The organism is Mariprofundus sp. EBB-1, from assembly GCF_003665155.1.
Taxonomy (GTDB): Bacteria; Pseudomonadota; Zetaproteobacteria; order Mariprofundales; family Mariprofundaceae; genus Mariprofundus.
Window position 1 is genome coordinate 1 of the sequence record NZ_RCFQ01000028.1, and the last position, 13,577, is coordinate 13,577.

Below are 13,577 nucleotides of genomic sequence, written 5' to 3' on the forward strand. Positions count from 1 at the left end.
AACATTGGGATGATGAAGACCAGCCATAAGCTCGATCTCGGAGAGCAGTGCTTCCTTATAGTCATCATCGGTAATCTCTTTGATAGCAACGTGTTTTTGGGAGAACTTCTCAAGAGCTTTGTAAACAACGCCAAAGCTACCGTGACCGAGCTTTGACTCAATCGTATATTTGCCGTTTAAAAAACTACTGCCGAGCTTTAACATTTAATCCCCTTCCATTTAAACATCTGTGCAATTACAACAAACCGCCCAGACTCAGGCAACCTGTTGCCACAACCAGCAGCCCAGCTACGGCGCGAAAACCGAAATCATAAATCATACCTGACTGTCTGCCGAAGAAGAGTAGCAATAGAGCTACAAAAACAAATAACCCCACCCGCAGAGCAATAGTTTCAACCGACGAGTCTTTGACTAAAACCGGACCTTTTTCAAAATTATGTTCGGCGTCCAGTGTCACCGCAACATGGATGCTCCCCATAATACGATTAGTATGAAAGAACATGGTATTATCAGGCACTTTCTCGATATATCTAACGGTTAAATCACCCGTCCGGTCATTTTCCTTTTGAAAATACCCCTGTCTGGTCAATGCAGTCAGCACCACCTCTTCAATACGTTTGGCAATCGAAGGATCAGTAGATGTCCGACCATTGATTTGCACCTTCACTTCAGACATTGCAAAGAAAGGGCGTTGTCCCGTTTTTATATCACCTTCAATTGCTTCAACTACCTGACTGGTCAAAACCCCCTGAGGGCCAAGCAGCTGCATTCGCAGATCATGCACACTCTTTGCTGAAGCATCTGTAACAGCTACAGATAAGAGAAGAAACAGAAAGGCAATTCGAAGTAAGCTTACTGACAACTTACATCACCACGATTGATTCTCCCCGTTTCAGAGAACCCAGGCAGTGAAATGTTTTTTGAGACATCGAAACCAGTCATGAATGCGTCATATGCACTTTTTGTTTCCTCAAACTTACCATATACCACCACATTGGCTCCGTATTTCTTACCCAACCGAACCAGTGTACGTTTATCAAAATCTGAATGGTTTTTTCGCTGAGTCTTGATCTCACTGTTGATCGCTTCAGAAATTTTTTCATCCCTGTTAACCATGCGAATATCTGTAGCGACAGTCATTTTCTGATTCATGTAAGTCATAAATTTAGTCACCACAAATGGCATAGCACAATTGGAAGTTTCATCCCAGAACACAAACATCATTTTACTGTTTTTATAGCCCTGCTCTTTAACCAGCTTCAGCAAATGGTCGGTCGCTTCTTGTGACCATTTCTTAAGACTTACCACTCTTCCACCTTCACGATTTTCCATGCCTACATCAACTTGCTTGGTACCCGAATCAGGTATATTCAATTCCAACTGGTTTTTCAGATAACCTTTTGCTTTAACGGTCAGTGTTGCCTTGCCAGATCTGATATTTTTAATGGTGTAATCACCATACTCATCCGTTCGAACAACATGCTCCTGATTATCAGCATCAAGCAACTCAACCTTCGCACCTTCGAGTTGAATCGTATTGTCTTCCCGGTCATGCACTGTGCCGCGTACATTGGAAAAACAATCTTTAAAATATCCACACGTCTGGCCCGCCATGGGCATTGCCGTTACCAACAGAGATAATGCCATCGCATATTGTGATATTTTCCTTATCCCGATTTTCATCATGACTTACTCCCGAAACTTTATTGTTATCCAACACACAGATCGCTACACAGAAAAAGTAACTATTAACACCTTTCCCTGATCATACTCCAAACATATATCATGTATCATTGCTGAGATAAAACGCGCCTGAACCCCTGCCCTAAGTGATTACATATCGATTTATAGACCAATATCGACATGATAACCACTCTTTTCTCAACAGATTGGAGTGATAAAAAAGCATAGAGAGCAGCATACCTTAAAACTGGACAAAAATGGTTCTGGCTTCACCGACCGTTCAATATACCACTATTGCCCAATCAAATGGCCTACGGATAGATTGTGAATCGGGATATGCATTTTACTGCCACCACTTGATTTTAGCACCACATCAACATCGGCATATTGATTTTGCAGCCTTGCATCGGTTGAGGAAGGCGCATAATGATATTTTTCCATCATCTGCTTTATATTTTGCAATGATGCTTTAGTTGCATCCGGGTCAAGCCAATCAATCAAATGATCCAAACTCTGACGCTGAATATCAGGTACACTCAAGCGACCCGAGAGATCCCTGCCATCACTTTTTATGGTCGCATAGATATTTAATCGACTTGCTTCAGCCTGCCAATCGGGGTTGAGCCGAGCGCTATCAGCATGCAGCAACGAGAAACGTGCAAAAGCTTTGGGAAAAGACATCTCTTTGTCTGGTATGGAGAGCTGAAAATAACCGGACACATTACCATCTAAAAATTTTCCCTGCTCCACTTTACCCAACAGTAGACCATCATCGAATTGCATCGCTAACTGTGAATCCGTCAGCTCAAAACCTTCCATGGCCAGTAATTTAAAACTTAACGAACCGGGCAGCGATTTAGTTGAAACACGGCTCAGATCTGCACCATTCATCATGCGCCCCCTCTTCAAACTAAAGTCTGATAAATTCAACTGCTGTCTGAACGGCAAATCAAGCTCTCCACCCTGTAGATTCAAACCGTTAAGGTTCAAATTAAATTTTGAGACATTCATCTTACTCTGCAAATATACCTTGTCTGAACCACGCCCCTCAGACTTCCACTTCACTCTCCCTTCCCCCTCCATATCGGGCAGAAAATCACTCCAATACTTCAGCGCTGCCAGACTGCCCACTGACAGAGAGCCTTGCATCCGGCTTGAGCGATGGGCCAAACCACTATCATGCAGTGTGCCCTGAATTGTAGCATTCACTTCGCCCTCTATTAGCGTTAGATTCAGAGTAGTGAACTCGGTTCGATCAGACTGACGTATCCCTGTTGAGTCCAGGTGTCCAACCAATGCGGGCATACCCTGAATCGCAACATCAACATCGGCCGAAGTTTGCCAGTCAAGCTTTTTCAGATCGCTTAAATCCAATGTAGTCCGGGATAGTGTCAAAAGGTATTTCCCTGCTCTAAGCTGCTCTCCTGCTATGCTCGTCGACTCATCACCTATCAGCTTGATATCTGCCTTGCCCAGTATCACGCGGTCATTATCAATCTTTAGCGAATCAGCCATAAAATCAGCCAGCCACCGTTTCTCACCTAGCTTTATCAAACTGTTCATATCAAAATTATTAAGGGCCATTCCCCCACTCTCTGCAACACTCAGACCACCACGTAAATGACCAGTGAACTGAATTTCTTCAGGTATTGTGATTCCCCAAGTTTGTGGATCGGGTATCGAAAGTTTGAGTGCGAGATCATCACTCTCCAGCAGGGATATCTTATTCTGCATGCGCCATTTCACCGGACCGGTAAGCTCAGCAACACCATCATTTGCCGTTTTCAGCAGGAGCAGTTTTAAGAGCAAAGTAGCCTCATTAATACCATACCTGAAATCATCGGCATCTAGCTCAACATGCTGGAAACGGGAGAGCTGGGGAGCTAATTCTGCTAACAGATGTATATAGGGATCGACATCACTCTTTACTAAAATATGAGTAATCGACACATCAGGTTGAGAGAAAATCGCTTCTATCTGTAAACCTGTAACCATGAGCTCCGTCGCCTCATTTTTTATAGCCAGTTCGGGCATATCTAAACGCCCTTGTGACAAGGCAAGACTGAATACAGTTTGCACAGAGCCGGTTAAAGGTTCCTGTTGTTCATCCTCTTGCCACTGCCCTTGCCCCTGCAGTGAAACGTTAATCATTTCCTGTTTAGCATGAACAACCAGTTCAACAGAGCCCTTATAACTGCCCCGACCTGCCTCAATGTGCATCATATCAATATGTGAACGTTCGGGAATCAGGGCAAGTAAGCTCGGATCAATGGACATTGTATCTATTGATGCGTCCTTATTGGCATCAAACATTGAGGCATCAACAGAAAACATGGCTTCTGCCACATGCAGATCACCCACAAGCAGGTAAGATATATCTGTTAAATCAACGCCAGCACCATTTTTCTCCAGATGCATATAATCAACCGCAATACCATCCCACCAACTGAATGCAGTCACTTCCCCATAAGAGAGAACTAGACCTTGCTGTTGTGCATAAGAGAGGATTTCTTGGCGAACGCGTTCATTGTTTAAACATGTTTTGGTAAACAGCAATGGAACAAGGAAGAGAAATAACAGTGGCAAAAACCACCACCATTTTTTTAATCGAACTGTTTTTTTCTCAACCAAGAGAAACGCTTTTCAAAAACGCATCGTAAATAATCACATCAATGCCGCTGTATTGCCTGGCTCCACTCATCCCAGTGAACCTGTTGACGCTCGCTTTTATCAATGTCATGCACCTGCCATGAACCATCTTTAGATATAACAATCTGCTGCATCGCTTTAATAATCTGCATCCACTCTTTCAGTGTAACCTCTTTCGGCCCTTGTACCTCATGTGGCCCTGCTATTTCTACAGGTTCATTCACATGTCGTGTGTTCATCTCCTGCTGCAATGAAGGCCGCACGGTTGTTTGTAATTGTTGTTCACCACTAACTTCTACAGCTCCCCGGTAAACATTCAGGGTCGCACTGTTTTTATCTGCATGCAGACTGAATATTGTGCCACGTACCGTGGCATGAGCCAGTTTATTGCTCACCTCAAAAGAGGAGTCTTCATCCAGCTTCTCGATCTCAGCCCAGAGGTCACCTTCCATCAGATCAAGCTCGCTTACCTTTTTTTCACCCTCTTCAAATACCCGCTGAAAATCAACGGTAGTTTCAGGCCCCAGTCGAATTTTCTGCGTTTCATGGATGACGATCTCTGCCAGAGATTTCTCAAAAGTACGTACCCGCTCACCGGTAATCACCTTTTCCTGCTCTTTTAACCCTTTCCAATGCCCAGCAACAGAACGTTTATTTGCTTCACCCTTAATAATGGTAACCAGGCCATTGTTATCTTCAGCAATGGCAAGCCCTGAAAAACCGATTAACAGTGACATCAGTGCAATAACTATAAATTTGCTACGACATTGCATTATTCAAATCTCCGGTAATCAGGTTTGTTTTGTCTCAAGCAGTTCCAGGCTACGTAGCAACACCTTCAAATCCTCTTCCCGCACTACAAATTCTGTCAATACTTTACCTACTGTATCTACGTCGTGATTCTTTGATAGCATAAACTGTAAACATTTATTGATCGACTCCTGTTCCATCTCGATCACATGAGACTCCAGGATACGTACCACATCATCATAATCCTGTTGCACATAACTGCGTTTCGCCTGATGCCAGCGCCACTTCCTCAGAAAATAACGCCAGATAGAATTAAACGAGGTGCCCAACCAGATGCTCAGTACAAACACGATCAAATCACCTATTTTATCTTTCATAATACTATCCCACTCTTGAGCCTCCTCGCTCTCAGTGAGTGTTCTTACCCGTCGAATATGTTCTATAAAGCTTTGTGCCATCCTATTTTCAGGATTAAAGGAAAGAGCATCCATCAAATATGTTTCAGAAAGATCTTTGTTGCCTGTGAAATAGAGTGATTTTCCATATAGTGCTGCAAGCATCGAATTCTCAGGGAAAAGAATAATCGCTCGAGACAACAACTGATTGGCGTGATCATACTCTCCATAATCGATAAACTTCCCTCCTCCCACGACAGCTCTATTCTCATTTTTCAAATACTTTTCTAAATCCCCCTCAGACAATACCTCAGCATGCGCAATTGAGCTGAGGCATAACAAAACAAACAGCCCCACAAAATAGATTAACCTATTCACCATGATCAATCAGCCAACACAATCATAATCTTGGCCTTTTTATCCAAACCACCTTGTTGAATCACTGCGACGAATCGTTTTACGCCAGCCTCATCAAGCACCAAATCAGAGCGTTTAGATTTGTACGTCGAAGTGGCTTTAATCACCAAAGGTTTATTGGCAACCCGGTCGCTCGTCATTGCATCGTTCACATTCATTTCGTAGGAGAATGGCATTCGATTTCGAACCACCTCATATGTAGTATTTTTGTTAGGATATAATTTTCTACCTTCATGATCCCGTATCAAAGGCAACATCGCTGCACTAAAAGTTGGTAGGTGAGATGCATCAATTACAATTCCGGTAAAGCCACTGACCTCTTCGTATGCCCTGATTGCGCTTTGCATTAACGTAGAAGCGAGCTGATCTCCTTTTTCAGAAAAAGTTTCCATCAATTGTTTAGCCAGCTTCAACTGCGAATCATCTTCAATCTTTATCTCCGGCACAATTCCAGCATGAGCCTCTCCAACTAAACCATACTCAGCCAAATAGCTAGCCAGCTCTTGCATTCGTTCAGAGAAATCAACCTTGCTAGACCTATTATCTCCCACTCTTTTATAATATTCTTCTTCAGAGATTAATGCTGAAAACATTTGGCCCGCAACAGGCATCACAAGTCTCACTTCGCATGATCCATCAGACATCAAACTGCGGTTTTCTTCACGGGCTCCTTTCACCAATCCCTTTACAGCCGACCGAATAAGATCACTCTCTACCATCGCATCTTTGACCAACGTAACACTATCGACCCGAACCCCTTGGGAGGTCTCCAGCAGATTGCGCAATGCATCTAGTTTAGCGGCTCTACAAGCCAGAGCATTTCCCTGGGCCTTGCTGATAGCACGCTCAGGAGGCACACCAATACCAATTGCTGATATTTCGCCACGCTTCCAGTCCATGCCCGTCATTTGTTCTGCAGAGCTTATCGATGAACCCATCATCATTAATAAAAATAACGCCAAAATACTTTTCATCATTTCACTCCCATCGAAGGACCTTTAATATAGACAATATCTTTTAAACATCAATTCAAGCTAAAAATCAGAAACTTAGACAACAGGCTCAACATGGCAAAAGATACCTGCTAACAGGACAAAAATAGAAAACTTTATTTCAGCAGCACTATCCGCTCGGTTGCTCAACGGTATCACATGCAAACATGTAGCCGGGGAGTTGCTCAGCCAACATGTCAGCTGAAATAGTATAGCTCTGCAGGCTCATCTGCTCATCAACCAAACGTGCTTTACCATCACGTACCGTAGCCTGACAGATTGAAGTGATTTGAACTGGAGGGGAAAAATCACTATTTTTCGTTCGAAATTCATACAAATCACTCACACCCGACTTCGCTCCCAGTCTCACATGCTCCAAAGCACCGGCACATATATCCTGAGCATCTGCGTGGCTGACTCGTGACGCCATCACCGCCCAGCGCTGAGCCGATATATTCGCCGGTTTTATCGCCTTGCCTGTAAGATGCAACACCCCATCAGCACAAGAGATAAATGCCTTATCATAAGATGGAATTAGATCATCATGAACTATTTCTCCCTGTTGATCGGAGCAAGCAATTAACGGTAGCGTCAGTAGCAATGAGAAAAGTGTTTTCATCTTATTCATTAAGCTGCAACTGCATCCATCATGATCCGACTAAAGCCTAAAAGGTCATCAAGGTGGTTTTCAATCACCCTTTTCATCAGCTCAATATCCAATGTCTGGTATTGATGAACCAGTGTATTTCGGAATCCCACCATACCCGTTAATTTTGCTGCCAGTTCTTCTGAAATCAGCTGCTCACGTGCTAATACCTCAAAACTTTCTCGGCTAGCTTTAACCAAACCCAATTTTTTTACTCTGATAACATGATTGGCCATATCAATACACTGCTCGCATGCACGCTGTAAATTCACGGCAATAGCATCTTGTTTCATATAGTCTTTTTCAAACACAATATCCGATGGTGCCGCGTAATAGTTGCGAATCTGTGCAATACATCGCTCAAGGCTCTCTTTCTTATTGAATACAACATCATTCATTGCTGGTAAAATACTCCCGTTCTTTGTGCATCAATCAGAATGGATGCCCTCTCTTCATTAAGTTTTTGATAATAGGATGCCGTCATCATTTCAAATTCAGCAGCGGCATTTTCATCTCTGCAATCCATTCTGCGCTCTGCCAAAATAATCTCTTTCTGCAATACCGTGGAAACTTGTCGAAGATTGATCAGATCCACATTTCGTTTGAACAGTTTCTCCAGTTCAAACTGCAACGGACTCATCTGCAGCGACTTCGACTCTTTGGCCTTTTTATGAGGGAGTAACAGTGCGATATCCACATCACTCTCCTCTCGCATATATTCAGTACCCCATGAACCAAAGAGATATATTGCCTGCACATCAGGAAAATGGCTAGTTACAGCCTCAATAAGTTTATCTTCCACGTGATTATCCAACACCTTTATCATTGCACCACTCCAACAGGGAATTCCCGTCCATGCAGATTCACCTGCGGCACCTGCTCATAGCCCCATTTTTTGTAGGTCAAATCCGGTACGGTACTGTTGATGAATGAGGCAATCTCAGCAGTTGATGTAACACCATCTTTGTTGCCGTTCTGTTTATCTGCATTCTTTAACGATTGCAGCAATGCCCAGGTGAATACGCCATGCCCCTTATATCCTTCCAATGCCACCTGCGTATCCGATGAGGCGGAAATCACCGCGCGACCCGTGGCACGAATCAGTTTGGTGATGGCGGTTTTCTCAGCCAGACCACGCGTCACCACCTGTGCATCCACGAATGAGCCGGAATTGCAGGTATCGAGCAACACAAGATTTTTCATGGCTGGAATATCGGCCATCCAGCGTTGCAGATCTCCCTGATTAATTGAAGCAGTGCGTACTGAATCCTCATTTACATAGCGGAAATCCACCGGCAGGAAATGATATCGGCCATCCATAGTGATGCCGTGACCAGCCAGGTAGAGGACAAATACATCATTGCTCTTAGCCGTATCGGCCACTTTCTTAAAGGCAGCTTCGATTCCTGATTTCGTCGCATCGGCATCATAAATCCGTGTAATATCCACATGGGTGAAAATCGACGTCCCCGATGCCTTCATCGAATCCGCCAATGATTTGGCATCCGGCACCGAATAATTCAGCCAGAGGGTTTTATCCCGATACTTGTTCACGCCCACAGCAAGCACATGCAAAGCTGGCTTCTCGGAAATCGCGTCTTTTAGATTCAACGAAAGCGTTGCAGGGTTGGAAGCGATGCCCATCTTACTGTAGGCCACCACTTCGATAGTATTATCTCCCGGTGCAAGTGTAAGCGTCCGCGATAATCGAATGCCCTCTTTAACAGGCGCAGTACCTTTAATCGTAATCCCGCGCCCAGGCTCCATCACGCCTACTGTCAAACCATTCAGCTTCCACTCAACTCTGCCGATGCCACCGTCCTGCTCAATCAATGATGCAACCACTTCAACATCACGCACGGAGGATTTATCTGATGATGGTGAGACAAATGTAACTCTTGGTGGTGCACCTGCTGCTACCACCTGATGAAGATCAACCTTTTTTACAACGAGTTTTACTTGGCCACTCTTTTCACCTGTCAGTTCCATTGCGACCAAATCAGGCCTATAAAAACGATCATAAAACTGATCAACTCCATAGACTTCATTACCGATACGAACATTTAAATTTTGCGATGCTTTGGGCGACGAAGCGTTGAAAAAACCTTCTGGAGTAATAGAGATCCATTCTCCATAATTCAGGTTAATCATGCTTAAAATTTCCGCACCATTCTCAACATTCCAAATTCGAATTAATGATCTGGCATCTACCGTTATTACTTGTTTTCCATCCCGGCTAAATAGTGCCGAACTCACATTGCTTAAATCGCCTTCAAAAAAAGGCAATTTCTTTCCATTAGAAACATTCATAACCTGTAAATGTTTTAAACTTCCTGACCCTCTAATATCTTCCTGTAAAAGCACCAGGTCACGCATTGGGTTATATGCAATAAAATCAATATTTTCGTATGAATGTATTTCACGTCCAGTTTCCAGATCCCATTGCATTAACATTTTTAGAGCGGAACCTAATACTTTTTTTCCATCTTCACTGAATGAGACGTTATTTATCCTCCAGGGTAGACCTTTAAAATCTCGAACTATTTCTCCAGTAGATACGTCCCATAATTTAATTGTGTGATCATCACTTCCAGAGGCCACATATCTTCCATCAGGACTAAAAACTAGCTCCGTCACGCGCTCTGAATGACCTTCACCCAAGCCAAAGTAACTGGCCCCAAATGTTTGAACTTTATTGCCAGACCTCAAATTCCACACTTTTACACTAAAGTCTTCAAGTGTGGAATATACAACATTTTCACCATCAGCACTAACGGATAGTGCTGAAAAGTAGTCTTTAACTTTAAATAACTTTTCTTGCTTATTAGTAGCTATATTTGTATACCAGAGTTCATTATAGTTTCTAATTTGATATATTAAATTTCCATTTTGACTTAAGGTCGCAGAACCCTTTGAAAAAGAACCTCGGTAATCAGCCAGCTCGCCAGTAGATAGATCCCAGGATCCTAGATCTGAACCTTGAAGAAACCTCAGGGTCCTTTCATCTGAGTTAAAACCAAGAAGTTCAACATTGGTATCGGAATAATTTTTCTTAGATGAGACACCCGATAGTATTTTTTCACTTTGCTTAACGCCCAGGCCACTAAGATGTATAATACCATTTGCCGTTCCTATCGCAATACTTTTGCCATCACGGCTAAAAGTTGCAGATGCAATAAAATCATTTCCAGCGAAAAAATGCTTTACAACATTCCCTGAATCAACATCCCAAACCGACAACTCTTTATCATTGAATCCTAATACCTTTTTTCCATCTAAAGCGTATTCGACCCCTTCAACTGCAACCTCACCACGCTGCCTATCATACGGTATCTTAAGAATACGAATAGACTCCCCGGTAATTACATCCCAAATCCTTAACTCGCCAGCCTGATTCCCATATACTCCATAGGCACCATCAGGGCTGATCGCCACATCATTTACTGTATCATTATTTATTCCAAAAAATAAGCCTGTCGATAAACTGCCAATTTCTTCCCCGGAAGGAACTTTCCAAACCTTGATGTTTTGATCCTTATCAGCAGAAACAATGGTTTTTCCATCCGCACTAAAACGTGCGGAGGTTATTTCAGCAGCATGCCCGATAAACCCCTTAATTTTCGTGTTAGACGCAATATTCCAGAGCTCCAGAATTGCACCTTTTTCAGCTTCGTGGGGGGCGTTCCCTTCTGTTAAAGCCCACTTTCCATCCAAGCTCATTGCCAATGGAAAGCCTATTTTATCGGCGATCATTTTATTTTCAGTAGCAATATCTAGCGTTGAAGTTTTAGAATTCCCTACTACAAATTTTCTCAGACTACTAGTAAAGCTAATATCTTTCACAGGCGAGTCCAAGTGAAAGGTACGTAGAACTCTGCCAGAGTCGATATGCCATAATTTTACTGTTTTATCCCAACTTCCAGAGAGTATAAATTGACCATCTGAACTGTAATCGAGCGCCGACACACTATCGGTATGCCCCTGCTGCATAAATATCTCAAGCTTTTCATCCGCTATCGCCATTGGCGGCATAAGGCCTATTAATCCAAACATCAGTCCAACTAAAATTGTTTTCACGTATTCACTTCCTTGTTTCACTGCAATCGATACACAGGATTATCTTGCCCGTTGTGATAATCAACGGCTCCTGCTCATGCCCCAAAACCTTTGGCGATCTGTTTGGATTCTGTTTTGGAATAATTTCCCAGTTCAACCTGGCTTACCTTCATCACGCCGACTAGCGAGTACGTGACTTAGGATCACCTAGTGCAAAAACTACACGGGCATGATGCAGGGCTTCCTTCATTCCACCTCTTTTGGCAATTTTGTTTGCATCGGCATGACTAATCACTACATCGGAATTCTCATCACTCAATTTCATCACCTTGATAACCATAGGCTTAGTACCAACACGAGGCATCTCTTTTGCTTCAGAAATTGAAAGTGCATAACCATTAATACTGTTCCCTTTTTCTTTGACTACCATTGCACTGGAAAAAACCACATGACCATTTTCATCCAAGATTCGAGGATAAAGTGCTGTACGAAGCTCTGTACCTGTGGCATCAATAATCAAGCCTGTGGCATCAGGACCTTGAACCGCCACCGCCACCGCACCTTTAGCAAGAGCGCCTTTCATACCAAGTAACGAAGCCAGTTTTTCTGCATCTTTATTTCTGATGACCAGTTTGTTTCCGTTCACTACTCGAACTGCTTCTACAAGTGCAGCATTCCAGCCCGGATTATGTGCAGTCTCTTTATTGTCTATCACTTCAAACTTTGAGTTTCCGGAAAGTGATTCTGAATAAAGAGAGACATCCCCCTGATACACTTTTTTACCGTGATCATCGACTATTTGAAACGCAGACCCTGGTTTCAGTTTTAATTTTCGGGCATCCACAAACAACCCTGTTGGCATTGCTTTGAATGCAGTTGATTTGCAAAGTGTTGATTCAATTATCCCATCATCTGAAATTGTGAAATCCACTTCACCGGTGAAACCCTCCAGCATATAACGGTAATGTTTACCGTTCACTTTATGCGCAGAAAAGTTTATTTTTTCTCCAGACGGCGCAACTAATTCAGAATCTCTTACGACATAATTTTCCTTAGCTCCCCTAAGAGTCAACACAACCTTATCGTACAATATCACTGAATCTTCGTCCATTTGCGTAATAGAATATAACCTATGACCATTAGATTTTTGTAATGACCGCATCACCATATCATTATTAACAGTTAAGGTTTCAGGCTCAGAATCTAGACTAACTTTCTTTGCTGGGTTCTCTATCTCTTGAATATTTCTCAATCCATCTATAATTGAAGCTACCATCGCTTTTTTCTGCTCGCCAATACTAATCCCTGTCGCACAGATCTCACTTTTTCCATCTGTGGTACTAATACCCGCATACAGTGGGCCAGCCCACAACAACATCAACAACGAGCTAACGACCTTGAATCCCTTGTTACTTTTCATAAACACTCCCAATTACTATCTTTTCGAACATCCAGCTTATCGCAACACGAAAACCACCCTATACGATTCACCATATCCTCCCATGAGCCCCGCCAACAATCAGTTTAGCACCCCAAAGTGTCACATCTTACTTTTAATCTGTTAAATCGGCCTAAGCCGATTCATTTTCCATGAACCTGTCAAAACCTTTCAGCTTACCAATTATTTCGCCCAATCGCCGCAGAGGAAGACTCACTGACACCTCGCAGGAACCATCGGCATTAAAACGCTCACTCATTACATCTGCATGCTTCACTTCATCGGCAAGCTCTGCGCCTAAATGATCATCATCCAGAATCAAATCTCTTACCCGATGCTTTTCATCCACTTGCAATAGCAATACTGCTTCCCACATATTTCTTTTAGCATTGATTCTCGCACTTTTGCGTACGTGTAGTCTGAATGCATTTGGGTCCCTATAGCCATGGAACCTCTCTGGAACAAACCCGACACCTTTCACCGCAATCTCGCCATGAACCCAGTCAACAGGCAACGTTTCTTCACCAGCCAGTGTAAAAGAAGAGCTTGCA

13 protein-coding genes are annotated in these 13,577 nt (G+C 43.1%); all 13 read right to left on the bottom strand.

The annotated features are described in order from the left end of the window. A partial coding sequence (locus D8Y20_RS10700) for a protein kinase (RefSeq protein ID WP_147434058.1) occupies positions 1–204 on the bottom strand: 204 nt, incomplete at its 3' end. A gap of 31 nt (positions 205–235) precedes the next feature. Continuing rightward, on the bottom strand, positions 236–862 hold the full coding sequence (locus D8Y20_RS10705; RefSeq protein ID WP_121543580.1) for a hypothetical protein: 627 nt from the start codon (positions 860–862) through the stop codon (positions 236–238). Further along, positions 853–1,686 carry a carboxypeptidase-like regulatory domain-containing protein gene (locus D8Y20_RS10710; RefSeq protein WP_121543582.1) on the bottom strand — a complete coding sequence of 278 codons (834 nt, stop codon included), beginning with the start codon at positions 1,684–1,686 and terminating at the stop codon, positions 853–855. Before D8Y20_RS10710 ends, D8Y20_RS10705 begins: the two co-directional genes overlap by 10 nt. A 288-nt stretch (positions 1,687–1,974) precedes the next feature. Next, a complete protein-coding gene (locus D8Y20_RS10715) occupies positions 1,975–4,269 on the bottom strand; it encodes a hypothetical protein (RefSeq protein WP_121543584.1) in 2,295 nt (764 codons plus the stop codon). A gap of 83 nt (positions 4,270–4,352) precedes the next feature. Beyond that, positions 4,353–5,069, bottom strand: coding sequence for a FecR domain-containing protein (locus D8Y20_RS10720; RefSeq protein WP_161957623.1), 717 nt, complete (start codon positions 5,067–5,069; stop codon positions 4,353–4,355). A gap of 54 nt (positions 5,070–5,123) precedes the next feature. Then, a complete protein-coding gene (locus tag D8Y20_RS10725; protein WP_121543588.1) occupies positions 5,124–5,858 on the bottom strand; it encodes a tetratricopeptide repeat protein in 735 nt (244 codons plus the stop codon). 2 nt (positions 5,859–5,860) lie between these two features. Next, positions 5,861–6,868, bottom strand: a complete 1,008-nt coding sequence (locus tag D8Y20_RS10730; RefSeq protein WP_121543590.1) for a hypothetical protein — start codon at positions 6,866–6,868, stop codon at positions 5,861–5,863. Positions 6,869–7,016: 148 nt separating this feature from the next. Then, a complete protein-coding gene (locus D8Y20_RS10735; RefSeq protein ID WP_147434059.1) occupies positions 7,017–7,505 on the bottom strand; it encodes a hypothetical protein in 489 nt (162 codons plus the stop codon). 8 nt (positions 7,506–7,513) lie between these two features. After that, positions 7,514–7,930: a DUF86 domain-containing protein gene (locus D8Y20_RS10740; RefSeq protein ID WP_121543594.1), complete on the bottom strand. Its 417-nt coding sequence runs from the start codon at positions 7,928–7,930 to the stop codon at positions 7,514–7,516. Continuing rightward, positions 7,927–8,358, bottom strand: a complete 432-nt coding sequence (locus D8Y20_RS10745) for a nucleotidyltransferase domain-containing protein (protein WP_121543596.1) — start codon at positions 8,356–8,358, stop codon at positions 7,927–7,929. Before D8Y20_RS10745 ends, D8Y20_RS10740 begins: the two co-directional genes overlap by 4 nt. Next, a complete protein-coding gene (locus tag D8Y20_RS10750) occupies positions 8,355–11,609 on the bottom strand; it encodes a caspase family protein (protein WP_121543598.1) in 3,255 nt (1,084 codons plus the stop codon). The genes D8Y20_RS10745 and D8Y20_RS10750 overlap by 4 nt, the downstream gene beginning before the upstream one ends. 160 nt (positions 11,610–11,769) lie before the next feature. Then, entirely contained in the window at positions 11,770–13,008 is a 1,239-nt protein-coding gene (locus tag D8Y20_RS10755) for a hypothetical protein (RefSeq protein ID WP_121543600.1), read from the bottom strand. Positions 13,009–13,159: 151 nt separating this feature from the next. After that, positions 13,160–13,540, bottom strand: a complete 381-nt coding sequence (locus D8Y20_RS10760; RefSeq protein WP_121543602.1) for a hypothetical protein — start codon at positions 13,538–13,540, stop codon at positions 13,160–13,162. Between the last annotated feature and the right edge of the window lie 37 nt (positions 13,541–13,577).

Bases quoted from the DNA above. Each gene is read 5' to 3' on its own strand.
- D8Y20_RS10740 (WP_121543594.1), bottom strand. From the start codon at position 7,930: ATGAATGATGTTGTATTCAATAAGAAAGAGAGCCTTGAGCGATGTATT.
- D8Y20_RS10725 (WP_121543588.1), bottom strand. From the start codon at position 5,858: ATGGTGAATAGGTTAATCTATTTTGTGGGGCTGTTTGTTTTGTTATGC.
- D8Y20_RS10720 (WP_161957623.1), bottom strand. From the start codon at position 5,069: ATGTCACTGTTAATCGGTTTTTCAGGGCTTGCCATTGCTGAAGATAAC.
- D8Y20_RS10755 (WP_121543600.1), bottom strand. From the start codon at position 13,008: ATGAAAAGTAACAAGGGATTCAAGGTCGTTAGCTCGTTGTTGATGTTG.
- D8Y20_RS10745 (WP_121543596.1), bottom strand. From the start codon at position 8,358: ATGATAAAGGTGTTGGATAATCACGTGGAAGATAAACTTATTGAGGCT.
- D8Y20_RS10710 (WP_121543582.1), bottom strand. From the start codon at position 1,686: ATGATGAAAATCGGGATAAGGAAAATATCACAATATGCGATGGCATTA.
- D8Y20_RS10735 (WP_147434059.1), bottom strand. From the start codon at position 7,505: ATGAAAACACTTTTCTCATTGCTACTGACGCTACCGTTAATTGCTTGC.
- D8Y20_RS10730 (WP_121543590.1), bottom strand. From the start codon at position 6,868: ATGAAAAGTATTTTGGCGTTATTTTTATTAATGATGATGGGTTCATCG.